Annotated in this window: 23 protein-coding genes and 3 pseudogenes; 4 read left to right on the forward strand and 22 right to left on the reverse strand. The window is 40.6% G+C overall.

Annotation, left to right across the window (positions count from 1 at the left end; translation table 11 throughout):
- Position 1: 1 nt before the first annotated feature.
- From PRIP_RS07765 to PRIP_RS07810, 10 genes are all read right to left on the reverse strand, one after another.
- On the reverse strand, positions 2-580 hold the full coding sequence (locus PRIP_RS07765) for a hypothetical protein (RefSeq protein WP_036100675.1): 579 nt from the start codon (positions 578-580) through the stop codon (positions 2-4).
- A gap of 244 nt (positions 581-824) precedes the next feature.
- The gene (locus PRIP_RS07770; RefSeq protein ID WP_036100677.1) at positions 825-1,547 is read right to left on the reverse strand and encodes a LytR/AlgR family response regulator transcription factor; all 723 of its coding nucleotides are present in this window, start codon (positions 1,545-1,547) and stop codon (positions 825-827) included.
- Positions 1,544-2,644: a sensor histidine kinase gene (locus tag PRIP_RS07775; protein ID WP_036100679.1), complete on the reverse strand. Its 1,101-nt coding sequence runs from the start codon at positions 2,642-2,644 to the stop codon at positions 1,544-1,546. Before PRIP_RS07775 ends, PRIP_RS07770 begins: the two co-directional genes overlap by 4 nt.
- 10 nt (positions 2,645-2,654) lie before the next feature.
- A complete protein-coding gene (locus PRIP_RS07780) occupies positions 2,655-3,500 on the reverse strand; it encodes a hypothetical protein (protein ID WP_036100681.1) in 846 nt (281 codons plus the stop codon).
- 18 nt (positions 3,501-3,518) lie between these two features.
- On the reverse strand, positions 3,519-3,905 hold the full coding sequence (locus tag PRIP_RS07785) for a sensor histidine kinase (protein WP_052008807.1): 387 nt from the start codon (positions 3,903-3,905) through the stop codon (positions 3,519-3,521).
- Between the two features lie 455 nt (positions 3,906-4,360).
- Positions 4,361-5,356, reverse strand: a complete 996-nt coding sequence (locus tag PRIP_RS07790; RefSeq protein WP_052008808.1) for a sensor histidine kinase — start codon at positions 5,354-5,356, stop codon at positions 4,361-4,363.
- Positions 5,353-6,090 carry a sensor histidine kinase gene (locus PRIP_RS07795; protein WP_149023787.1) on the reverse strand — a complete coding sequence of 246 codons (738 nt, stop codon included), beginning with the start codon at positions 6,088-6,090 and terminating at the stop codon, positions 5,353-5,355. The genes PRIP_RS07790 and PRIP_RS07795 overlap by 4 nt, the downstream gene beginning before the upstream one ends.
- Before the next feature lie 653 nt (positions 6,091-6,743).
- Positions 6,744-7,409, reverse strand: a complete 666-nt coding sequence (locus PRIP_RS07800) for a hypothetical protein (RefSeq protein WP_036100685.1) — start codon at positions 7,407-7,409, stop codon at positions 6,744-6,746.
- Positions 7,410-7,653: 244 nt separating this feature from the next.
- On the reverse strand, positions 7,654-7,941 hold the full coding sequence (locus PRIP_RS07805) for a hypothetical protein (RefSeq protein WP_036100686.1): 288 nt from the start codon (positions 7,939-7,941) through the stop codon (positions 7,654-7,656).
- Between the two features lie 58 nt (positions 7,942-7,999).
- Entirely contained in the window at positions 8,000-8,605 is a 606-nt protein-coding gene (locus tag PRIP_RS07810) for a hypothetical protein (RefSeq protein WP_036100687.1), read from the reverse strand.
- Positions 8,606-8,622: 17 nt separating this feature from the next.
- Between PRIP_RS07810 and PRIP_RS07815 the strand changes: the two genes are divergently transcribed.
- Positions 8,623-9,042, forward strand: a complete 420-nt coding sequence (locus PRIP_RS07815) for a hypothetical protein (protein WP_036100688.1) — start codon at positions 8,623-8,625, stop codon at positions 9,040-9,042.
- Between the two features lie 758 nt (positions 9,043-9,800).
- Here the strand turns inward: PRIP_RS07815 and namA are convergent.
- The 6 genes and pseudogenes from namA to PRIP_RS07845 all read right to left on the reverse strand — a co-directional run bounded on the left by namA (position 9,801) and on the right by PRIP_RS07845 (position 15,588).
- Positions 9,801-10,815 (reverse strand): annotated as a pseudogene (namA, locus tag PRIP_RS07820) (NADPH dehydrogenase NamA).
- A 33-nt stretch (positions 10,816-10,848) separates the two neighbouring features.
- On the reverse strand, positions 10,849-11,817 hold the full coding sequence (gene whiA / locus PRIP_RS07825) for a DNA-binding protein WhiA (protein ID WP_036100690.1): 969 nt from the start codon (positions 11,815-11,817) through the stop codon (positions 10,849-10,851).
- Positions 11,818-11,823: 6 nt separating this feature from the next.
- Positions 11,824-12,789, reverse strand: a complete 966-nt coding sequence (locus tag PRIP_RS07830; RefSeq protein ID WP_036087437.1) for a gluconeogenesis factor YvcK family protein — start codon at positions 12,787-12,789, stop codon at positions 11,824-11,826.
- Between the two features lies 1 nt (position 12,790).
- Positions 12,791-13,666, reverse strand: coding sequence for an RNase adapter RapZ (rapZ, locus tag PRIP_RS07835; protein WP_036100691.1), 876 nt, complete (start codon positions 13,664-13,666; stop codon positions 12,791-12,793).
- A 174-nt stretch (positions 13,667-13,840) separates the two neighbouring features.
- Positions 13,841-14,753: pseudogene (gene lipA, locus PRIP_RS07840) on the reverse strand (lipoyl synthase).
- 16 nt (positions 14,754-14,769) lie between these two features.
- The gene (locus tag PRIP_RS07845) at positions 14,770-15,588 is read right to left on the reverse strand and encodes a lipoate--protein ligase family protein (RefSeq protein WP_036100693.1); all 819 of its coding nucleotides are present in this window, start codon (positions 15,586-15,588) and stop codon (positions 14,770-14,772) included.
- Positions 15,589-15,711: 123 nt separating this feature from the next.
- Between PRIP_RS07845 and PRIP_RS07850 the strand changes: the two genes are divergently transcribed.
- From PRIP_RS07850 to bla, 3 genes are all read left to right on the forward strand, one after another.
- Positions 15,712-16,572 (forward strand): helix-turn-helix domain-containing protein, encoded by an 861-nt coding sequence (locus PRIP_RS07850; RefSeq protein WP_036100695.1) that lies wholly within the window; start codon positions 15,712-15,714, stop codon positions 16,570-16,572.
- A 127-nt stretch (positions 16,573-16,699) separates the two neighbouring features.
- On the forward strand, positions 16,700-16,828 hold the full coding sequence (locus PRIP_RS17955) for a hypothetical protein (RefSeq protein ID WP_277620087.1): 129 nt from the start codon (positions 16,700-16,702) through the stop codon (positions 16,826-16,828).
- Entirely contained in the window at positions 16,777-17,598 is an 822-nt protein-coding gene (gene bla / locus PRIP_RS07855) for a class A beta-lactamase (RefSeq protein ID WP_052008809.1), read from the forward strand. The genes PRIP_RS17955 and bla overlap by 52 nt, the downstream gene beginning before the upstream one ends.
- A 43-nt stretch (positions 17,599-17,641) precedes the next feature.
- On the opposite strand, the gene PRIP_RS07860 is transcribed toward bla, so the two are convergent.
- The 6 genes and pseudogenes from PRIP_RS07860 to PRIP_RS16960 form a co-directional block, all read right to left on the reverse strand.
- Positions 17,642-19,369: a phospho-sugar mutase gene (locus PRIP_RS07860; RefSeq protein WP_036100696.1), complete on the reverse strand. Its 1,728-nt coding sequence runs from the start codon at positions 19,367-19,369 to the stop codon at positions 17,642-17,644.
- A 16-nt stretch (positions 19,370-19,385) separates the two neighbouring features.
- Positions 19,386-20,379, reverse strand: a pseudogene (locus tag PRIP_RS18225) (LacI family DNA-binding transcriptional regulator).
- A 133-nt stretch (positions 20,380-20,512) separates the two neighbouring features.
- Positions 20,513-21,562 (reverse strand): aldose epimerase family protein, encoded by a 1,050-nt coding sequence (locus PRIP_RS07870; RefSeq protein ID WP_036100697.1) that lies wholly within the window; start codon positions 21,560-21,562, stop codon positions 20,513-20,515.
- Positions 21,559-23,064 carry a UDP-glucose--hexose-1-phosphate uridylyltransferase gene (galT, locus tag PRIP_RS07875; protein WP_036100698.1) on the reverse strand — a complete coding sequence of 502 codons (1,506 nt, stop codon included), beginning with the start codon at positions 23,062-23,064 and terminating at the stop codon, positions 21,559-21,561. The genes PRIP_RS07870 and galT overlap by 4 nt, the downstream gene beginning before the upstream one ends.
- Before the next feature lie 20 nt (positions 23,065-23,084).
- Positions 23,085-24,074 (reverse strand): UDP-glucose 4-epimerase GalE, encoded by a 990-nt coding sequence (gene galE / locus PRIP_RS16955; RefSeq protein WP_036100699.1) that lies wholly within the window; start codon positions 24,072-24,074, stop codon positions 23,085-23,087.
- A 3-nt stretch (positions 24,075-24,077) separates the two neighbouring features.
- A complete protein-coding gene (locus PRIP_RS16960) occupies positions 24,078-25,250 on the reverse strand; it encodes a galactokinase (protein WP_036100700.1) in 1,173 nt (390 codons plus the stop codon).
- Between the last annotated feature and the right edge of the window lie 191 nt (positions 25,251-25,441).

Here is a 25,441-nt window from a genome sequence, read left to right on the forward strand (position 1 = left end):
CCTATTCACCGAGTGCTAATTCCCAGACAGAGACTAGTGAAATTTCACTAACTCTGTCCGAATTAACAAACTCTGCAATTTCTACCTTATCATTCGGTATTTCATTCATATCTAAAACCTTCTCTATGTTTCGCGTTACTACGCCGTCTTGAGAAAGAAGACTCGTCTTCCCTCTCAGCGGCTTACTATAAAGTGCCTCATCCCGATAAGCAATCATATACAACTTGTCGCGGTTAAGTCCTACTAAGAAGCGATTATCACTAATGCCAACATGCTTTGTAATGCTGTCCAAAAAATAGATGTAGCCACGATATGTGATTAACATTTTATATTTTGGCTCATTGTTGGAAATAGGAAAACCCTCCATATAGTGGTCTTGATTATTTATATAGTAGCGATCAAGCTCAGAAAATACCGCTAACATGAGACGATCCCATTTAGAATCTTCACTATTACGGTCCACCAAATTAATTTTAGCCAAGACGGGGCTAAAGAACTGCTGATCACGCATAATTTCCTTTTGGAAAAAGGAGTATGATTGTGTGCTAGCCAATCCTACTGGAATAAATGGTTTCATCATACCGTAATCTAGTCCTTTCAGTGTCTAATAGTGTGATTCTCTGGCTCATCTCCGTAAGCCTTACTTTCATAAACCAATTATACGATAGAAAAGCGGTTTCTGACGCAATCGTTCGTAAACGTCGCGTTTTTGTAAGTGAACGCAAAAAACCGCTCTTTTTTTAGTTACATCCATAACTTTAAATAGCTTTTCAACATAAAAATAACCAAGAAAACTGCTTTATTTTCAGCTTCTTGGTTTGCTTTTATTCTAAATTTTTTCGCATTCTTGTTGAGAGGAGGCATTTTTGTCCATTGTTCATGTAAACGATACCTTTGGCTAGGTCAACTTCTTTGATGTGGTCTTTATTTACGAGGAAAGAACGGTGGGTTCTAATGAAACGCTGGTCTAGTTTGGCTGCGATTTCTTTAATTTTACCGTAAAATTCGATTTTGCGCTTTTTGCTATGCAGGATGATTCGATGAGCACGCGATGATGTTTCGATAAACAATATATTTTCTAGTGGTTCGTGTAGAATGCGATCGTCGGTTTTTATCGTTAAATATTTGCCTTGTTTATCGTTATTTTTGACGCGTTTAGTTACGCTTTGAATGCAATCGATAACGCGTCTTTGGATATTTTTGTAGTCGTCTTTGATGATGTAGTCCATTGCTTCGATTTTGTAGGTGAACGTTAAATAGCTCATTTCTGAGTGCGATGTAATGAAAACAATGAATCCTCGGGGATCGTTTTTGCGAATTTCTTTTGCTAGTTCGAAACCGTTTATAGATTGTGTTTTTAAGGCAACATCGAGGAAATATAACCCTGGTTCGCGTTTTTTCTGAATGGATTCGAGCAATTTTTCTGGGCTTTCTGTTTTTAGTTGAATGTGCATGTCTTTATGTTCGATTTTGATATAGTCTTCTATATAAGATGCAATTTCTTTCCGCTGCATCATGTCATCTTCACAAATGTAAATTGGAATCATTCGCTTGACATCCTTTCTATCCCAGATGGTGTTAGATTAAGCTTTAATTTCGTGTTTTGATGCTGATTGATTAGTTCTGCAAGTTGGATTTCGATGGTTGTGCATTGCTCATCGGTCATTTGAAGATGGTCGGTGATTTCTAGGTGGAGGTCTATTCGTTTTTGTTTAGCTTTAGTGAACAGGGTGTTTAGTGTGGCTCGGAATGTTAGGTTATTGATTTTTTGCAGAGTTGCTAGTTGGTCTTGATTGCTGGTTAAGTTGGTTTTTAGTGGTGTGATTGTGTTTTTGAAATAGGTTTTTAATTGTAATGTATCGCCCTGTTCTATATAGCCGTGTAGACTTGATAGGATGTTGATGTAGTCGTGTTTGAATTGGCTCATGTCCATAGAAATTGTCTCAATAGAAGTGATGTATCTTTTTAATTGCTCACTTTGAATTCGCTTCTTGTCTGCTTCCATCAAATTCTTATTTATTCTCGTAATGATTAATGTGATAATGAGCAGTTGTATAAAAAATGTTGCGAATAGAATGCCGTTAAATCGAATGATGGCAATTGGGAAATTGTATAATGATTCGATATAAATGAACACATACATAGTCACAACGATAACTAGCAAGGCAACTATAAGCATGATGCCGTTCGCTTTATTTATTCGTTTATAAATTTTAGTCCTAAATAAATGCTCCAGAATGACACTAGCCGAGTATGCGAGAAAGATTAGAGCAACAAAATATATCATATTAAATGCAATACCATTTTCACTCAGAGCTGTATCCATATGGAGGAAACTGACGGTAAATACGTCTATACAATAACTGATTATGACTAATAATAAAATGGTCGTCAAGGGGGTGATAAGCGCAATAAAGAAACTTTTTCCTTTTACTTTGAGCGCTACTACTAAACTTAATAATATAAAAACTAATGCGAAATAACCAATCGTTACAAATAAAATTGTGCCTATTGTAGCTAAAAACAGATCGAAAACAAGCAAAAATTGTAACGAAAAAATCCTGCTTGCTAGGATATTAGTGAAGAATGCAATACAATATATTTGCACGACTACGATTATGATAGCTAATATTTGATTATCCATTTTAAAACTCCTATTTTGGTGTGTCTTGTTTTAAAGGTTTGAGTGCTTCTTCAAAATAGGCATCTAGCAACGCCCTATCTCCTTGTACGATATATCCGTGCAGACTAGCCAATATATTGATATAGTCATGTCGGAATGTGTTCATATTAGTATATAGCTTTTCTAAACGCTCTGTATAGTCACGAAGCTGTGCTAATTCTGTAGCTTGTTTTTGATGTTTATCACGTTCTTTCCTGATTCTATCCATAATCAAAAAAACTATGGAGATCGTGATAAAGAAAGTAACAAATAAGATCAGATAAATAGTAGTCAGTCCTCTAGGGAATCCTAGTGCACCTTCAAGATAGATAAATAGATATGTAATCGCCATGGTCATTGCCATAAGTGCGACAATAACAAATCCGTTACGGTTCAATACGCCTTGGAAGTTTCTTTTATATAAAATCCAATAAATCAGTGCTCCTATCAAATAGGCACAAACAAAATTAGGAATCAAAAAGACAAAATTGAGATAGACATTATTATAATCATGTAAATAAAAACCTAGACCTTCGCCCACCATCCAGCTTACTAAATAATCAGCAATGACTATCACTATAAAAGATAACATTGGAGCTACAAATGAGATTATCCATGTACCTCCTCTACGTTTAAGGAAAAATACTAGGACTGCTGTAGTATATATGATTGTGAAATATTGAATACTATTAAGAAAAATAATACCTAAGCTCATAAATAGTGTTGCGAATAAAATTGTTTTCACAGGTAGAATTTTATTAGCTAACAAATTGGCGACTACAGTTATTCCTAATAATTGCAACACCCCTCCAATAAAAAAGACTATGATTGGGCCCATGATTTAGCCTCCGTTTACTCACTTTATCTGATTTCTATTTTTTAAAGGTACGATTACTTCATTGAAATATTTTTCGAGTAGCTCTTGATCGGCTTTTTCGATATAACCATGCAAACTCGCCAAAATGTTGACGTAATCATGACGGAACATATTCATGCTTGCATACAAACTTTCCATCCGCGTTGTATATTCTTCTAGTTGCGCTAGCTCAAGTTGTTGTTTCTGAATTTCTAATTGTTTTTGGCTTATCTTCGTTATGATTATAAAAGTTAGAGCGATTGCCAATATAAACGTTGCGAAGATTAATGTGTATATAGAAGTAATGGCCTTAGGGAAGTGATACAATGAGCCTGCATAAATAAAGATGTAAAACAGAATAATAGTTAAAACCAATAAAACAATCAAGAGATAATTCTCCCTTATTTTAGGAACAAATCTATTTATAGCAAAAGAAAATCCAAATGTTGAAGGAATCAAAATTAATACAAACAAAATAGAATGATTAAGCAAAAAATCTTCATAGTTCTTATTGAGCAAATTCATTGTAAAAATGATAAGATAATCGCTCATAATCATTGCTAACATTGCCAAAATAGGTGATACAATCGCTGTAGCCCAACCAATTTTTTTTTAAATCTAAAAATAAAAATCAGGATAACAATCACAAATACCATCGAAAAATATTGAATCTTTGCTAACAGAATCAATCCTACAACAGCTAAAACAATCCCTACTAAAACAACTGTTAATGTTGATAGAGACTTTCTCGCCAGTATGTTGGCACCAAAAAACTAGTAAAAACATCTGACATACACCAACGACTACAAAACCAAACGCAAATGTTAACATAATTTCTCCACCTACTGCCTTATAATAAGTCCCTGCATAAACGTCCCATCATCCAAAATCTGCGTATCCAACACAACCGAAGCGTTTTTATTAACGATCTCATCAACAATCGCCAACCCCAACCCACGATTCTCACCTTTTGTCGAAAAGCCTTTTTCAAACATTTGGTGGATTTCAGGCATTTCATCAGGTACGCTATTCTGCACAAGCATCGTCACCGTGTTCTCGTTCTTCACAAATGCCACTTTCATAAAAGCAGCCGTCGTTCCAGCGCTCGCCTCAATCGCATTATCAAGCAATATCCCGACAACCTGGCACAACTCGACTTTATACATTTCCAAGCTTTCAATCGGTTCCACAATTTCCAACTGCGCATCAATTTTCAGTTCTTGAGCACGCATCATTTTCGCCGCAAGTAAGCCTTTTAGTTCCAACACGTGCATATTCTTAATCTGCGACAACTTGTATTTATTATCCACCATGCTTTTGTTCACTGGTAAAATATTTTCATCAAAATACGTCGCCAATTCTTCCATTTGACCATTGGCAATCAAAGTTTCGAGATTCGATAGCACATCAACATAATTTTGCTGGAAATGAACAACCTCATGCTGCAACTGCTCCACATTCGTAACATAACGTTGTAGCTGAGCCATTTGTTCTTCTTGATTCCGTTTCTCAGCCTCTCTCAAATTCGCGCGGTACACTTTCACCAAAACCAGGCAAATAATCGCCAAGTAGGCGACAAAAAGCACTTCTGTTGTGTATAAAACAGCTTTTGGAAACTCATATGTATTTGACATGTAAATCGTTAATTGTAATATCACTGCGGTTACAACGATAATGCCGATTGCTAGGAAAATATAGTAGCGTTGCGTTTTGGATATTTTCGTTCGTTTTCGCATTAGGAATAAGATGCTGATAAATAAAATAATACAGATTATCGCAATAAGTGTGATCCAGATAAAAGCTGTGCTGGTGTTAAAGATAGTGCCGATATTCATCATTCTTTGGTGCCTCCGGTCTCTTTATTTGTAATATGGTTGCTCAATGGCTTGATAGTTTTTTCAAAATACGTCTGTAAATCCTGTTGATTGGCCTTCTCAATATAACCATTTAGACTTGCCAAAATATTAATATAATCGTGTCGAAATACGTTCATTTCATCATAGATTTTCTCTATGGATGCTGTATATTTCTTAAGTTGCTGCATTTTTAAGTCCTGATTCCTGATTTCAGCCTGTCTTTCACTTGCTTTAAGAATTAATAAGAAGATGATAATCGCTGACAAAAAATAAATGAAAAATAAAGCGCCGTTAATGTATACGAGTTCATTAGGGAATCCATAGCTAGACTCTAAATAAATGAATAGGTATACCATTACGATTGTTAATATCAGGACGACTATCAACCATTTCTTATTTGCAGTGCTTATTCCTTTGATTTTCCTGTTAAAAATAATTCGGGCGGTCAGCTTGTATAGTAGATAGGCTACTAATAAAGCTAATATGTATACCACATAATAAATATTCGGATTCGCAATAGTAGCTTGACTTGTGGAAGAGAATACGAGAATTGTCGTAATGTTAACGATATAATCAACCACGACCAGATAGGCTACACAAACAAATGGTAAACCAATCGCCAATATCCAACGAATTTTCTTGAACCGCAAAGCAAATACAAGTATTCCAAGTGTAAATATAAGCGAGAAGTACTGAATGTAGTATAGCAGTGTCATACTTTCTATAATTAAAACAATATACAGAATTACTAGATTTATCTTGGTAAATGCCCCTCTAGTAAGAATCTGAATACCCATCATTAATGAAATGACTTGTACGCTACACCCTAGAAATGCAGATATAAAATAAGTTTGGATTTCTTGCATACTGGTCTCCTTGTGTGAGTATGAATCTCCTAAATTATATGAAACTTTCTTTTAGTTTGCAATAGTAGATTAGGAATTTCAATGCTTGCAGGATTTTTACTTCTTTTGCTATTTTTATACTAACATAAAAAGTGGGTAAGAAACCAAATTTGTCTTAAACGCTCGATTTTTATTCCTAAGTGCGTTGCTTCTCCAATTAAGCCTCTTATTTCCAAGTTTAAGAAACCCATTAAAAGAAACCAGCACCATATTATCAAGTGTTGGTTTCATAGAAATTGTTACTTTTATTTTGATAACTATTTTAATTCATGTTGCCATCATAGTATTTTATTTCCGTCGTTTTTTCTCAGTTACTTTCACTACAATATAGATCAATATTGATAATATTATTGTCAGTATAACACCTACTGTATTAGATACAATACCCACTACAAATATTAAATACGACCATATAGATATAATGAATAAAATAACTAGAAATTCTATCACATCATATTTCTTCATTACTGTCTCCAAATCCCAGTGACTGTAGCTGCTGTACTAATTCCTGTTATCCTGATAACGTATCCATGCTTCGCGCTAGTCCCAAAGACACCTATAGCACCCATTGCTCCAGCAGCTAACAGTGCAAATGGATGTTTTAAGGGTAGCTTGCTAACCATGTATCCAGCCATACCAGTTAATGATCCACCACTGTAGTTTAAAAATGTCTTACTCAAATAAATTTTCATGCCCCACCAATATCTCACTACTTTTGTTACACCAGCAGCTCTTAGCATTGGCTTTTGCCCCGCCGCCTTTAGAACCTCTGAATCAGTGATCAGAAAATTGGTCGTTTTAGCAGCCTCATCTACATATATATGAGAACCTGCCTCTGCCACACTTAGAAAACTATTACTTTCGTCAATTTGTGTTTGTACAGCCATAATTTCTTCTACAGAATACGTTGATTTTACATCTGCAGGAATATTTAGAATGTACTTATCCCCCGTAAATTCCACATATTTATCTAATCCTTCAACAAGTGATTCTGGTAAAGCATCGTTTTCTTTAATCTCAGATTGCTCCATTTCATTTGGAACGACCACTTGGGCTTCTGCGTGAGCAAGTGGAATAAAGGCTGACAAACTCATCGTACCTATTGCCAATATAGTGATTACTTTTTTCATAGATAGTTCCTCCTCGTATAGTTATGATAACAACACATTAAGCATATCATAGAAAAGGGGATGGGAACCATTTTAGTCCTAAAAGGCCTTTTTACAGTCTTAAACGTTTTCCTTGTTATTTTTTATTAATAAACATAACATAATTTCGCCGTGTTTCTCTGCACACTGAAATAAAGTAAAGTATACTAATTCAGAATTTCAATTTAAGAACAGTTTCATTTAAAGATTTATTTTTCTATATCAATTATTTGAATTCTTTTTTTATCGCTATGTATACTGCAAATAGCAATAAAAGTGAGGCTAAAATTAAATTTCCCCAAGTAATCACACTGATGGCTACTTGATTTTTGATTAGAATTTTTTCATCAAGAAGTCGCCCATAATCCAAGGCTTTCCAAATAGCAAATACAAAATTACCCGTAATTAAAATTGATGAAAAGAGGTATATCCTTTTTTTATAATCTCTCCACATCAAATAAAAAATAAGTAAATAAATGAGGAGTAATATAAAATTTTCTTGAAAAGTTAGCAATTCTATCCTCCCTTCTTCGCAGAATTCCTATCTAGTGGTTTGCTTTCCTTAAAAACAATTACTCTACATCATTCTGAATCTGCTTTTTAAACTTCGCTGTGTCTAATATTTGCGAGTTCCCGCCTGTTTCTTTTTGTTTTACTATTATGCTAGCTTCAACATCCCTTATATCTTTCTTTTCAGGCAAAGTGACTTCTTGTTTACCGAATTTCAATGTACTTTTATCCTCTATCAAATACGTTCCGTTTAACTGCCCTTTTATCCAATAAGTTTTTCCGTCACCTGAATCCATCAGCATTAAAATATAATTTTCACCTGGATTAAACAAAGGATAATTTTCTATTTCCATCCCATCTTTACCTTCTTGGAGAATAGATATAGTATCTTTAGCTTTCTTCGAGCCTGCGTAAACGTTATTAATCTGACCTTCAAATTTGGTTTTTGCAATAATGTTATTCCCGCCTTCGATAACACCTTGCATTTTTTGGATACTTACTTCGACTATTAAATCCGCTTCTGCAACTGCTTGTTTATAGCTAATATCTTCCGTTGACGCATGCACACTCGCACTTAGTTCATTGTCTTTTGTATTCGCTTTCTCTTCTTCACAAGCGACCAATAGCATACAAATAAAGAGAGGTATTACTAATTTTATTTTTTTCATGGTAGCACTCCTTTATTATGAAAAAATGGTTGGCCATAAGCATTGCGTTACCTTTTATTTTAAGTGGATGTTCCGATGAAAAACCAGAAAGCTCAAAATCAAACCGTCTCAAAGCTGTATCTGTAAGCCAGAAGTACGACACATTAGCAACAAGCCAAGCTGCATTGGAAAAAGATTCACTGATAATTGTTACGGCAATCAAGCAGAACCAAGAAACCGAGACAATGAGCGCTGTTTCTATCAAAAAAATTCACAAAGACACAACGCAAAAACTCAATATTAAAAATCAAATTGCCGTACTAGAAAGTGAGGGAACCGATGTACTGCTAAATGGTAAGCCGATTCTGCAAGACTACTACAAAAAGATGGAAGTAGGAACCTCTTATCGCCTCTATGCTAGTTTGGAAATAACTATGTGCTCACGAATGATTTTTTGAGTAAGTACCCAACTGCAAAAATCGCGCATGAGGAGTTGCTTAATAATCACAATTCCTCAGAAATAAGCACCTACGAAACATTGTACTATATGATAATCTTTTAGAAAAAAATGAGCCTATTCAAGATGCCAATTTTGACACCCTTAAATAAGCTCAATCAGAAATCTATATATTGACCTGCTTTTATTCAGAGTATATTCACAAGCCATACAACAATAACGATTGCAAAAACTATCGCGGTTCCCCAAATGACTTTAGAATCTTTCCACACCACTTTGCCTTCTGGAACTTCTTGTTTTTCACGATAGGTTTCTATTTTTAAGTTTGCCGGGCTATCTCCGACAATTTCTACGATAATCGGTACTTGATTGCGTATGTCTATTTTCTCTTGTAGCGCAAAGGAATATGCTTGATTGTCTACTATAAACTCTAATTCGCAAGCGTCCGAATCTGAGGCTGGTAGATATAAACTTCTTTTTTCACCAGTTTGAAAATTAGCACCTTTTTTTCTTCTGATTACCGCTTAGTAGAGATAGCTGCGAAATGGTATACCCTGTTTTATTCTCTATTTTTTATTTCATGGGCAACTATTGGGCCTGTAAATAAATTGTTTAGATTTGACATTTGCCTCACTCCTTTAGATGCGTTAGACTTGAAGATTTATATCAATAGTATAACATACAATACATTTCAAACATAAAAAAAGCCTAGCATTCCATTCCAATCTCGGAATACTAGACTTTGTTCTACCTCTCTAATTACCAACCACGCTCATACTGCTTCGGCGCTTCCACCGAATCTCGTACATCTTTCGCGGCTGTTCTTGCCCAATATGGATCGCGTAATAGCTCGCGGCCTAGGAATATCAAATCAGCGCGGTCATTTTGAAGAATTTCTTCTGCTTGGGCGCCGGTTGTGATTAGTCCTACTGCGCCGGTTGCGATTCCTGCTCCCATGCGGATTTTTTCAGCAAATGGGACTTGGTAGCCTGGGTATACTTTTGGTGCAACGTTGACTAGGCCGCCACTGCTGACATCTAACAAATCAGCGCCATCTGCTTTCATCCATTTAGCGAATGGGATGTAGTCGTCTACCGTCAGACCGCCATGTGCAAAATCGCTTGCGGAAACGCGTACGAAAAGTGGGCCGTCCCAAACTTCGCGGATTGCTTTGATGACGTCACTTACGACGCGATAACGGTTTCCTGCTGGACCGCCGTATTCGTCATCTCGTAAATTCGAGATTGGGGATAGGAATTCATGTAATAAATAGCCATGTGCTGCGTGGACTTCGATGACATCGAAACCTGCTTCTTTTGCGCGAATCGCTGCTTTTTGGAAGTCAGCAACTACTTCTTCAATTTCTGTTGCCGTTAATTCGTGCGGCTTCTTGCTATCATCGTCAAACGGAACAGCGCTTGGTGCCACTGGATCTACGTCTAAAACTGCTTTACGTCCTGCGTGTGCTAATTGAATTCCGACTGCTGCGCCGTGGTAATGTACGCCGTCTACAATTCGCTTCAATGCTGGAATTTGCGCGTCTTCCCACAAGCCTAAATCGCCATGAGAAATTCGGCCAACCGCTTGAACGGCTGTTGCTTCCAATACAATTAAGCCAACTTGTCCTGCGGCACGGGAAACGTAGTGAGCCAAATGAAAGTCATTTGCTACTCCGTCGTCCGTTTCTACCGAATACATACACATCGGTGACATCGCAACTCGATTTTTCAAAGTAAGATTTTTCGTTTTATACGTTAGAAAACAATTTTGACATGGTTTGATCGCATCCTTTTCTTAATATAATTACTTATTTTGATGGTGCTTTTAAGCCTAATTGTGACGGAGATTCGCCACTTCGTAATCGATCGGCAATTTGGTCTAATTTGCGCAAACGGTGGTTGATGCCAGATTTGCTAATCGGTCCGCTGGATAGCATTTCGCCTAGTTCTTTTAGTGTGACGTCTTCGTGTGTGATGCGCAGTTCGGCGATTTCGCGTAGTTTCCCCGGCAGTGCTTCTAGTCCGACTGATGCAGAGATGAACTTAATATTGTCGATTTGGCGCACCGCCGCGTTGATTGTTTTGTTCAGGTTTGCGGTTTCACAATTCACAAGCCGATTCACCGAATTTCGCATATCGCGCATAATCCGCACATCTTCAAAATGAAGCAAAGCTCCGGTGGCCCCAATTATGTTGAGGAATTCTGTGATTTTCTCCGCTTCTTTCAAATAGGTAATGTAGCCGTTTCGGCGCTCTAGCGTTCGCGCGTTCAGCTTGAAACTGTTCATCAGGCTACAAATCGCCTCATTATGCTCGTCATACACTGAATTAATCTCCAAATGATACGACGACGTTTCCGGATTGTTCACTGATCCACTGGCCAAAAAAGCTCCGCGAAGATACGCCCGGCGCGCACTTTTCGTTTTTATTAACGCAGAATCAATCGCTTTTTGAAAAATACCGTCGTTTAAAATCGCCAAATCGGCAAGGATTTCCTTTGCCTTTACTTTTAGACGCACGATGTAGACATTATTCTTCTTGAGCTTCATTTTTTTGCGTACGAGTAGTTCGATTGGGACTTGGTATAGCTCTTTTAAAAGTCGGTACATGCGGCGCGCGATGGCTGCATTTTCGGTTTGGACGTCCACCATCATCATTTGGTTAGAAAATGAAACCGCTCCGTTCATGCGGATAAATGCGGACAGTTCTACTTTTGCGTCCGTGTCTGATATATCTAAATTGGTTAGTTCTTTCTTTGTTTCCGAGGCAAAGGACATAGACCCTCATTCCTTTTCTTTCAAATTCATTAGAATCTGTAATAATGTATTTGTCACTTTATCTGCGGCATGTCGTACGAGTCCGCCTTCTGTGGAAAGCAGATCGCCAGCAATGACATTAATATTTAACTTCTTATCTTTCTCAAAATCTTGGCTCACCTGCAACACGTCGTCAGGGAACATCAAGTGGCGCGGCACCTCAGCGGTATTAATCATCATCGCATCAATAATCGGCCGCCCAACATGATTCAAAATCACCTGTGCATGATCCGCATCCGTGAAGAAATCAGTTTCTCCAACTTGGGTCAAGATATTGCAAATATACACTTTATAAGCCTTACTTTCAAAAATAGCATCTTGTAAATCTTGTACAAGCAAACTCGGCAAAATACTCGTGTATAAGCTTCCCGGTCCAAGCACAATCAAATCCGCATCATGAATCGCCTCAATCGCAGCAGGCAGAGCCTTCACGTCCTCTGGCGTAATGAACACGCGATCAATCGGCTGACCTTGCATCGGAATGACTGACTCTCCTTGTACAAGCGAACCATCTTCCATAATCGCATTCAAGATGAGCGGCTTGTCCGTTGCAGGAATGACTTTTCCACGAATCCGCATCGCTTTACTCAACACTTCAATCGCTTCTACATAACTATCATTCAACTGCGACAAAGCCGTCAAAATTAAATTACCAATCACGTGTCCCGATAAATCACCTTCTACTTTAAAACGATATTGCATTAGCGCTTCCATTCGCGGGTCCGTATTCGACAGCGCCACCATAACATTTCTAATATCACCTGGCGGCAATACATCCATTTGTTCGCGAATTTTACCTGAACTTCCGCCGTCATCAGCGACCGTGACAATCGCCGTCAAATCAATCGGTTGTTTTTTCAAGCCTCGGAGGATGACTGGCAGTCCTGTCCCGCCGCCAATCACGACCACTTTCGGCTTTTGCGTCGTCGTCATCTCATTTTCCCTTTCTACGTTTCATATCTCGGTGCGATATTTGCGTTTCATATTTGGTTTTCAGATTGTTACCAACGTATTCCGACAGTGCCACAGAACGGTGTTGCCCGCCCGTACAACCAATTGCAATAACAAGTTGGGTCTTCCCTTCACGCTTATAAAACGGCAATGTAAATAGCAACATGTCCATCAGTTTATTAAGAAACGTCTCCGTCTCCGGCCATTTCATCACGTAATTATACACATCTCTATCAAGCCCAGTCAGCGGACGCATCTTATCAATGTAGTGCGGGTTCGGCAAAAAACGCACATCAAACACTAAATCAGCATCAATCGGCAAGCCATATTTAAATCCGAAAGACATTACCTGTACATTGAAAATTTCACGGTCACTTGTTTGAAACTCATTATTAATCCGGTCACGAAGCTCGCGCGGCGCCAATGTCGACGTATTAATAACAAGCTGCGAACGGCCTTTCAAATCTTCTAGCAATTCACGTTCCTGTCTGATACCTTCTAACACCGAACCATTTGGCTCCAGCGGATGATGGCGGCGCGTTTCTTTATAACGCGAAACCAACACTTGATCGTCTGCATCCAAGAAAAGCATTTTTGTCGTAATAAATGAGGTGTTGTCCAGCTCATCCAACGCGGTTTGAATCGAATCGAAAAACTCGCGGCCACGCAAATCCATAACGAGTGCGATTTTGTTCATTTTGCCAGATTCCTTCATCAGTTCCCAGAATTTCGGCAGTAAACTCGGCGGTAAATTATCAACACAGAAATAACCTAAATCCTCTAGTGATTGCATTGCAACAGTCTTTCCCGCACCACTCATACCCGTAATAATTACTAATTGCAGATGATTCGCTGCCATCAAAACCCAACCTTTCTATTAAAAAAGAAGCATAAACTCGTTGCCCCTTCATCGTCTTCTTCTACTCTCTTATTTTATCATACTCCGAACTGAAAACCTAAGAAAAGAAATCAGCCGGGCGTTTCATTTTTATTACAAAAAAACTCACATTCCAAGGAACATGAGGATTTCTCTTTAATTTTGCGCTTTTTCTGCATCTAGTCTTCTTTGTTTTGCTGCAGCATTCACTTGTTCATCCGCATGATAACTCGAGCGCACCATTGGGCCAGATTCGCAGTGAATAAAACCTTTCTTACGAGCAATGCGCTTTAGCTCACGGAATTCGCGCGGGTCATAGTAACGTGCCACTGGATAATGCTTTTTCGAAGGCTGCAAATACTGCCCAATCGTCAAAATTTCCACGCCATGCGCCAGCAAATCATCCATTGTTTCCAGTAACTCTTCTCGCGTTTCACCCAAACCTACCATAATGCTCGATTTCGTCGGCATGTCCGGTTCCATATCTTTCACGCGTTGCAGTAACTCCAAAGAACGATCATACGTCGCGCGATGCCGCACACTTGGTGTCAATCTCCGCACCGTCTCAATATTATGATTAAAAATGTCCGGCTTCGCATCCAACAACGTTTTCAAACTATCATAATCACCTTTCATATCCGAAGGCAAAACTTCCACCGTCGTTTGTGGCATCCGATACCGAATCGCATTCACCGTATTAGCAAAAACTTGCGAACCACCATCAGCCAAATCATCCCGAGCAACAGCCGTAATCACGACATGACGAAGCCCCATCGTAGCTACCGAGTCCGCTACGCGCTTAGGCTCACCTAAATCCAAATGCGTCGGCGCTCCCGTCGTAACCGCACAAAACCGGCACGCCCGCGTACAAATATCTCCGAGAATCATAAATGTAGCCGTTTTTCGCTCACCGAAACATTCCTGAATATTAGGACATTTCGCCTCCTCACATACCGTGTGTAAGCGATTTTCCCGTAAATTTATTTTTCACTGCTTTGAAGCTTTCACTATTACTAATCTTGATTTTCAGCCAATCCGGCTTCCTTACATGTTCCCGCTTCTTCTCCATTTTTCTCGTCCCTTCTTCATCGTGAAAATAAATAGCTGTCCTCACGAAACTTCGAATCAGCCAATTCGCGAACTTCGTCCCATTCTGCCTCCGACAACACATAGTCCACAAACGACACATCAAAAACTTCCGAAAACCCGTCTTGAAATGCCTTTTTCATCTCATCCAGCGGTATTTCCCGATTAATCAAATCAAAAATACCCGCCGCCTTGTTTCCAAACGTCCGCACCATCCGCTCTTTCACCCGCTCATTATCAAAAATAAATAAGTCAAACAGCTCCGTCACGTTTATCCGCAACGGAATCGACCCGTGTTGCAGCAAAATACCTTGATTCCTAGCCTGCGCACTACCGATAATTTTGCGGCCCTCCATCGTAATCTCGTACCACGAAGGCTCCTCAAAACAAATCGCCGTCCCGCCCCCCGTTTTTTTCTCATCAGGAATCGCACAATTCGCCTCAATTCCCAATTTCGCCAAGCCCGCAATCAAACCTTCCGAAATCAGCTTGTGCGCCGCTTTGATCGTTGGTGGAATCGCCTTATGTTCCTCAGAAATCACAAAACTGTACGTCAATTCATCATCATGCAACACCGCCTGGCCTCCCGTAGGCCTGCGAACCAGCTCAAAGCCGTATTGCTTCACCGCATCCATATTAATTTTGCCCTTCGTTCGTTGAAAATACCCCACCGAAAGCCCAGCCGGCGTCCAACCATAAAAACGCAAAACAGGCGGAATTTTCCCAGCTCGGTGCCAATCCGTTAATTTCTCATCCATCGCCATGTTTATCGCTGGGTCTAAGTTCGGCTGATTCAACAGCAACCATTGTTCCGTCATCCTGATACCTCCTTCACGCAATGCATGCCACTTGAATTTTCTTCGTTTGGCTTTATACTAAAGAAGAATGCGCTATCTTTCAAATGACTATCCGCATATTTCAAACAAAGGAGGTGCCACTAATTGTCTAACGCACTCGGTAAAAGCATCAAACAACTGCGAATTGACCAAGAACTCACCCAAAAACAACTCGCAGAAGGCATCTGTTCCCAAAGCTTACTCAGCCGCGTCGAACAAGGACTAGAAATTCCAAGTGTCCTAATCATCCACAACATTTGCCAGAAACTTGGTATCACAGTCGATTTCCTACTCGCCCAATCCCAACTCGACTCACCGCTCATCCAACTCAAAAAAGAATTACATGATTTGTACATCCAACACGACTACGAAACGCTCTACACCCATCTACACAAAAAGACATTAGCAACATTCGAAATTAACGCACAAGAAAGCTACTATTATTTTTATCTCGGCATCTGCGAACTAAAATATAAGAAAAATAACACGGCTGGTATCAGCGCATTAGAACAAGCTTTAACATTATCAAAAACCGACGTGATGCAAGCATTAATCAGCAGTTATCTCGCCCCAGCTTACTACGCCACTAACAATGAAATCGCCGCGCTACAACAATTAAATCACTGTTTACTATTCTTAAATAAACGCGACTTTTCAAGCGAACTCATCCCCGCCATTTATCATCATGTGGCGCTTTGTTACGGCTTTTCTGGCGATAATTTAACGGCAATCGAATACATTCACCTAGGCATCGACTGCTGTAAACGGCAAAACAATAATTTTTACCTCTCCTATTTGTTTTTTGAGCTCGGCGTATTTTTTATTCGTACCAACCGCAAGCAAACCGGAATCCGGAAAATGAAATTCAGTTTGGAACTATCCGCGTATCTCGACGAACAATTTGTGACCGCAGAACTTACGAAACGGCGCAAAGAAACGATTGAATATGCGAATAATCATATTTAAAGATATCGTTTAAAAGAGTAATAAATTCATCATTTTTAAAAAAATTCTATACTTTTCTTTATAAAATCTTTAGAGCTTACCCGTATAGTAAGCAATGCACCACATTTTTTATAGAGGAGAGAGGAAAATGAAGAAAATCAGTCTCAGCTTTATTGTGACAATGCTCATAGGCTTATTAATTGCTTGCACCCCAACAACCGCTGAATCAAAGCCCACACAAAAAAAAGTAAAACCACACAAGCAAAAGAAGCTCTAAAGCAGTTAGAAAAAAAATACGGATCGACATTAGGCGTCTATGCAGTCAATCCGAAAACCAGCCACACACTCCAGTACAACGCACAGGAACGTTTCGCTTATGTATCCACGTATAAAGCCATCGCAAGCGGTGTGCTACTGAAAAATCTAACCGAACAGCAACTAGAAAAACGCGTATTCTTCAAAAAAGAGGACTTAGTGGACTACTCCCCAGTCACCGAAAAACATGTGGAAAGCGGCATGACAATCAAAGAAATTATTCATGCAGCCGTTGCATACAGCGATAACACCGCTGGAAATTTGTTATTCAACGCGCTAAACGGTCCTAAAGGTTTCCAAGACGAACTCCGTAAAATCAAAGATGAAACAACAAACGCCGACCGCTACGAAACGGAACTAAATGTAGCCGTCCCTGGAGACCCTCGCGACACAAGCACTCCAGAAGCATTCTCTAAAAACTTGGCATTTCTAACGAGGCAAGGAAACTTACAACCAAAACAGTTAGATTACTTCAAGCAAACACTTATTGAAAACACGACAGGAGGTAAACTAATTCGAGCTGGTATCCCAAAAGATTACATAGTTGGCGACAAAACCGGCGCGGGCTCTTACGGAACACGAAATGATATCGCCGTTATTTATTCAGATGCCAAAGATAGAGAACCACTAGTCTGGGTTATTTTCTCGAAAAAAGACAAAGAAGATGCTACGTATGACGATCAATTGATTGCTGATGCATCCAAAGTACTCAGTCAATACTTCGATTTATAGAGAAAAAAGGATTTTCCAGTGACGGAAAATCCTTTTTCTGCGCTTATTTCTCAACGGTTTTCATTAATCCGTCGCGAACACGTTCTAATTTTTCGGTTGCTTCGTTTTCTGTTTGGCCTTTGATGCTGAAATAGAATTTGATTTTTGGCTCTGTGCCAGATGGACGTAGGGCGAACCATGAACCGTCTGCTAGGAAGCATTTGATAACATTGGATTTGGACATATCGATTGTTTCGATTGTGCCAGCCGTGATATCTCGGCGTTCGCTTAATTGATAGTCTTCCACTTTCGTAATCGCTTCGCCACCCATGTGCTCCGGAAGTGCTGCGCGGAACGATTTCATGATATTCTCAATTTGCTCCGAGCCATCTTTTCCGCTCATCGTTAACGATACTAAATCCTCTTTAAAATAGCCAAATTGCTCGTAAATTTCTTCGAGGTCTTCTGCTAATGTTTTGCCGGCTTGTTTGCTGTCCAGCGTCACTTCACAAATGGCAAGTAGCGCTTGAATCGCGTCTTTATCACGTGTGAACGGCTTCACCATAAAACCATTACTTTCTTCAAAACCAAATTCGAAGGTATTGGAACCCGTTGTTTCAAATTGATGAATTTGTTCGGCGATAAATTTGAAACCAGTCAGAACTTCAATCATTTTCACATCAAAATGGTTCGCAATAACCGTTCCTAAATCAGATGTTACGATGGATTTCAAGACTGCTGCGTTTTGTGGTAGTTCATTTTGCGCTTTCTTTTGTTTCAATAAATAATGCAAAATTAGCGCGCCTATTTGGTTCCCGCTTAGGACATCGTATTGCCCTGATTTGGTGCGAACTACAACGCCAAGACGGTCAGCGTCAGGGTCTGTTCCGACAAGAATATCCGCGTCATATTTCTCCCCATAGCCAATCGCGACTTCAAATGCTGCACGGTTTTCTGGGTTCGGTGACTTCACCGTCGAGAAATTTGGATCAGGAACGAACTGTTCTTCGACTTGGATGACGTTTGTAAACCCAACGCTTTCCAATGCTTTCAAGCCAAGCATCCCGCCAGTTCCGTGAAGCGGTGTGAAAACAATTTTCAAATCTTTGCCGTGATTTGTTACTAAATCATTGTTTACAACAACTGTTTTTACTTTTTCTAAGTATGGTGTGTCGACTTTCTCGCTGATGACTTCTAGCATGCCGTCTGCGATTAGCGCCTCTTTATCCGCTACTTGGACGGAGAAAATATCATCAATTGCATCGATATAACGCGTTACTGCACCCGCCGCGTGTGGCGCCATTTGCCCGCCATCATCGCCATAGACTTTGTAACCATTGTACTCCGCTGGGTTATGGCTGGCCGTAATCACAATGCCGCTATACGTATTCAAATAACGCACAGCAAAAGACAATTCTGGTGTTGGACGCAATGTTTCAAACACGTAACTCTTGATGCCGTGGTGCCCTAAAACACGCGCAGATTCATACGCAAATTCTGGTGACATATGTCGGCAATCATACGCAATAACGACGCCGCGTTTCTTCGCCTCTTCACCGTTTTCCGCAACATAACGAGCCAAGCCCTCCGAAGCCTTCCGAATCGTATAAATATTCATCCGGTTCGTTCCAGCACCTAGCACACCACGCATGCCCGCCGTTCCGAATTCCATATTACGATAAAAGCTGTCCTCAAGCGTTTTCTCGTCTTTTTCTGCATGTAACGCTTCCTTCAAGCTACCCTCAAGTGCATCATTTGCCATCCATTTCTTGTATTCCTCTTTCCATCCCATAATTCTCCTGCTCCTCTCACAAACTGCTGTCCCGAATGACTAAATCCGTAGATAGCGTTACTTTTTTTGTAATCGAGCGACCCGCGAGCAACCTTTCTTGCAAAAGTTCCACACCCGTCTCGCCCATCAATTCTGTATATACTTTCACCGTGCTTAACGGCGGAAAAACATATTTAGAAACACTCACATCATTCAAACCAATCACGTTCACCCGTTCAGGAACCGCAATTCCCTGCTCCTGTAACGCCCGCAAACAGCCAATCGCTAGCGAATCATTCGCCGCAAAAAAAGCAGTCGGCAAGTCCTCGCCAAGTTCGTTAATCGCCTTTGTCATTAATTCATACCCTGTTTTAACAGAAAACTTTCCTGAAAAACAGTATTTCTTTTCATATAAGCCTTTACGTTTCATATAATCGCGGAATGCCAGCCATCTTGTGTCGATAATATTAGCCGATTCATCACTAAACTGTTCTTCTCCAGTGAGAATGCCAATGTTTCGGTGTCCCTTTTCAATCAAATAATCAAGCACAGAAACGGTGGCTTGTTGAAAATCAACGACGACCGAATCATACTTCTGTACTGATTGATCTGAGTCAACAAAACAAATATTAGCATTCCAATCGGTCAAAGCTCTAATTTGATCCTGGCTAAACTTTCCAATAGCGATAATACCTTCCACATTGGGCAAACTTTGATCTGGTATATCTTGAAAAAACGCGCAACACTTGATAACCTTCTTCTTCTGCTTTGCGTTCCGCCCCGACACGGATTGATAAATAATATAAATCATCTAGCTCTTCTTTTTCCGAATACCAGTGCACAATAGCTATCTTGGCATTTTTCTTCTGTTGTTTGCGTTTATGCTTTGTATAAGAAAGTTGTTCTGCAGCCTCAAAAATTCGCTTCTTCGTATCATCTCCGACCGACAAAGTTTCATCATAGTTGAGAACCCTCGATACGGTCGCAATCGAGACACCTGCTTGCTTTGCAATATCCTTAATCGTTGCCACATCAACACGCTCCTCTGTTAGCATTTCGTGAAGCATACCTTCATTTTATCAGGTATTCCACAACACGTCCATTTTCATTTATTTACCATAGGAAAAGGCTGGGAACATCACATTCCTAGCCTTGGAATTCTGCCTATACTGTTGTAAATCGAAAAACTGTTTCTGAAAGGAATGTCTCACCTTTTTTAAGTACAACACATCCAAAATCATCATGATTCATTGCATCTGGCAAGCCTTGCGTTTCCATTGTCACACCAGCGTATTTCGGAACTAGCGTACCATCTATAGCAAATTTTCCAGACAGCTGATTGCCAGAATAGATGACCACGGAATCACAATCAGTTTCCATCTCTACGACGCGACCACTTTGCGGATCAACTAACCGCGCATCAACCTGATTTGGCGCATGATTTAGCACGAACGCGTGGTCATAGCCATTTTTGATAATGATATTTTGTGGATGTTCACTCGTTGCACCATCACGAATCGGTCTTGGCTCGCGCAAGTCAAATGCCGTTCCCGCGACGTCCATTAGTTCACCCGTTGGAATCGAGTCTTCACGCAGAGCAACAATGCGATCACTACGAACTTGCAACGTCTGATCTAGCACCGTTTTTGCCGCATCGCCTGCCAAATTAAAATAAATATGATTGGTCGGATTGAAAACCGTTGTTGCATCACTTGCCGCTTCGTATTTAATTTTCCACTCATTCGCATTGTTCAGCGTGTACGTCACGCGCACATCCAAATTTCCCGGATAACCATTGTGCCCATCAGGACTCGTCATCGAAAAGACAACACCGACCTCGTCGTCCCTTTCCAAACTTGCCGCATCCCAAATCGTTTTGCTAAAATTATTCGGTCCACCGTGTAGCTGATTCTCGCCCTCATTTTTCGTAAGCTCATAGACTTTCCCATCCAGTTCGAATCGCGCCTTCTCAATCCGGCCCGCAATCCGTCCAACAAGCGCTCCAAAATAAGGCGAATGCTCCAAATATTCATCCAATGTCTTAAAGCCCAGCGATACGTTCGTAAAATTATCCGTCGCATCCGGCGCCCAAGTTTCCGTCACAATCCCGCCGTAATCCAGCGCCTTTACACGCACACCGTTATCATTTTCCAAACAAAATTCCGTCACTACTTGGCCATCCAGCATGCCAAATTCCCGTTCCGTTACCTTCATTTTGCATCCTCCGTTCCTATTACAGTCTCGATGAACCGCTTAAACGCCTGTATTCCCGTCTCCGTGTCCTTAAACACACCAGCATCCGTCAGCACTTGACAGAACACCTTCCCGACTTCCTGTCGCAGAAATTCCATCACCGTCTCCGCATCAAAGCCACCTATCACCTTCAACTGGTCCGCCCATTCCAAATGATAATCCGCCATCGCATTCGGCTGATCCATCAAATAACGCGCAACCTCCTCAAGCTCAGGTTTCAATCGCGGCGGCAGCACCGCTAACCCCATAACCTCAATCAAGCCAATGTTCTCCTTCTTAATATGATGTAGCGTCGCGTGCGGATGAAACAACCCGTCAGGATGCTCCGTCGTCCGCCGATTATTCCGTAACACTAGCGCCAACTCAAACACCCGCTCGCCGTCAACGTCCCGACAACTAGCAATCGGCGTAATCGTATTATGCCGTTCCTCACCACTATACGCCAAAATGTCCACCGAGTCATCCGAATACCCTATCCATTTTTGCAAAATTGAATCCGCGGCAGTAACAATCTCCGTCGCACTCGCCGACCTCAATCGAATCACCGACATCGGCCACTTCACAATTTCCACCGTCACATCCGGAAACTCCGCCCAATGATACTTCGGAAACTCCTTATGTACAGGCGCTTTCGCCATGGCAAACGTATGCGCACCACCTTGATAATGATCATGTGACAAAATCGATCCACCAACAATCGGCAAATCCGCATTCGATCCCACAAAATAATCCGGAAACTGCGCTGTAATTCCAACTAACCGTTCAAACGTACCGCGATTAATCACCATCGGCCGATGCTCCGCCGACAAGAAAATACAATGCTCATCATAATACGCGTACGGAGAATACTGCAATCCCCAATCCTCATCACATACTCGCATCCGAATAATTCTGTGATTCGTTCGCGCTGGGAAATCTAGCCGTCCCGCATATCCTTCATTCTCCACACAAAGCGCACAAAGCGGATAACTCACTTCCTGCTCCGATTTCGCCATCGCAATCTGCTTCGGATCTTTCTCCGGTTTGGACAAGTTAATCGTCATTTCCAACTCGCCATACTCCGTTTTCACCCGATATTCAATATTTTTAGCAATGCTTCGCGTCTTAATATAATCACTTTCCTTACTCACCGCATAAAAATAATCCGTTGCTTTTCTCGGAGACTGTTTATATAATTCCCAAAATTCCGTATTTAATTGTGACGGCATTGGCATGAACAAATCCATCACCTTGCTTTGCCAGATCTCCTGTTCCGCCAAAGTCTCCCCAATCGCGCCCGATTCTATCGCTAATTCCGTCAGCCGATCCAGTAAAGACAAGCGATTCGCGGCAACATTCCCTGCCACCGCACGCTTTTCCGACCAGCCAAGCAAATCTAACAACCGATTCGTCACATACACACGATCCAACGCGCCGATTTCTCCATTTTCTATTGCTATATCAACAAACTGATCTACTATCATTTTTTACACCTCGTAGGTTTTTAGTTCGAGTAGCCATTCGGATTTTTAGAATGCCAGTTCCAGGCGTCCTCAATAATTTTATTCACATCCGTAAATTGCGGATTCCATTTCAAAACTTGTTGTGCCTTATCACTAGAAGCAATCAGCGTACTTGGGTCTCCTGCACGTCTTGGCACGATTTTCGCAGGAATTTCTTTGCCCGTCACGTTCCGCGCTGCCTCCAACATTTCCTTCACTGAAAAACCTTGGCTACTCCCCAAATTGAAAATATTGCTTTCGCCGCCGTTCTTCAAGTATTCCAATGCTAAAATATGCGCATCAATTAGGTCAACTACATGGACATAATCACGAATACACGTACCATCTTCTGTCGGATAATCATCACCAAAAATCGATAGTTCTGAACGTTGACCCAATGCCGTTTGTAAAATAATCGGTACTAAATGCGACTCTGGGTTATGGTCTTCACCAATCGAACCATCGAACTTCGCACCCGCCACATTGAAATAACGCAACGCTACAAAACGCGTATCATACGCCTTATCGCACCATTTTAAAATTTTCTCCATCATGAGTTTCGTTTCACCATAAGGACTTTCAGGATTGGTCGGCGCATCCTCTGTAATCGGGATAATCTCAGGTTCGCCGTAAGTCGCTGCAGATGAAGAAAAGACGATGTTCTTCACGCCAAACTCTTCCATCACTTCCAATGTTACTTGCGTGCCATACACGTTATTATTAAAGTACTCCAAAGGCATTTCAACCGACTCACCAACTAACGAATTCGCCGCAAAATGAATCACACCTTCAATGTTTTCCTTCTTAAATACGTCTTGCATAAACGCTTTATCACGAATATCCCCTTGATAAAAAACTGCATCTTTATGCAACGATTCCACATGACCCGTCTGTAAATTATCAACAACCGCTACTTTGTAACCCTTGTCTACCAATTGATCCACTGCATGCGAGCCAACATAACCCGCGCCACCCAATACTAAAATACTCATATACTATTCCTCCTTGATGGCTTTCGCTCCATCACTAATATTTGCAATATAAAACGCTGCTGGATAGCCAATTCTTTGCACGTAAGCTTGACCGACATTGTCAATAAAAGCATCTACGTGAGCCGTTTCCACTATCGCGATTGCACATCCACCGAAACCAGCTCCTGTCATTCGAGCACCTAAAACGCCCATCTGCTCCCAAGCTGTTTCTGCTAGCATATCTAATTCTACCCCAGTTACATGATAATCGTCACGTAAAGACATGTGAGATTCATTAATTAATTTGCCGAAAGTCATTAAATCCTCATTTTTAAGCGCTTTCGTAGCCTGTAACGTGCGGACATTTTCACTTACTGCATGACGCGCTCGTCTCACCAACGTCTCACTAGATATCAAATGTTGGTACTTATTAAACGTCTCCATGTCAAGCTCACCAAGCGACTTAATCGCTAACTCCTGCTGCAATTCCGCTAACGCTTGCTCACATTCACTGCGCCGCTCATTGTATTTCGAATCCGCCAATTCCCGCCGCTTATTTGTATTCATAATCACAATCGTGTAGCCCGCCAATTTCACCGGCACCATCTCATAATCCAGCGTATTACAATCTAACAAAATCGCCATATCCTTCTGACCCTTACCAATCGCAAACTGATCCATAATCCCCGAGTTCACGCCGATAAATTCATTCTCAACCTTCTTCCCAGTCAAAATCAGCTCCAACTCAGCCAACTCCAACCCGTACAACCCCTGCAAAATAACCCCCGTCAAAAGCTCAATCGAAGCCGACGACGACAGCCCAGCACCATTCGGAATGTTCCCATAAAAAAGCACATCCATCCCCGAATCAATTCCGTGCCCTGCCTCTTTCAAGAACTTAATCATTCCTTTCGGATAATTCGTCCAATTATCGCTTTTCCGATACTCCAAATCCGCCAAATCAAACGAAATAATTCCCAAATCCTCAAAATTAAGCGATATCAAACGAACTTGCGTATCATCCCGCTTCGCCGCCACTGCATACGTTCCAAGCGTAATCGCACACGGAAAAACATGTCCACCATTATAATCCGTGTGTTCCCCAATCAAATTAATCCGACCCGGCGCAAAAAACAACGCACCATCTTCCCGATGAAATACCCGCGCAAAATCGGCTTTCAATTTCGAAAAATCCATTTCCCCATACCTCCACATTCAAAATAGAACCTCTTGCGTTTATTATAATTTATTTAGTAAAATTTATCAACTAATTTTACTAAATAATTTTAGTGTAGCACATCTCAGATTAAACCAGCCTATAAAGTTTTCAATGTAATTAGTTTACAATCACATCGAAAAATAAATATAATTAATAATATAAAATATAT

Source organism: Paenilisteria riparia FSL S10-1204 (assembly GCF_000525995.1).
Classification (GTDB): domain Bacteria; phylum Bacillota; class Bacilli; order Lactobacillales; family Listeriaceae; genus Listeria_A; species Listeria_A riparia.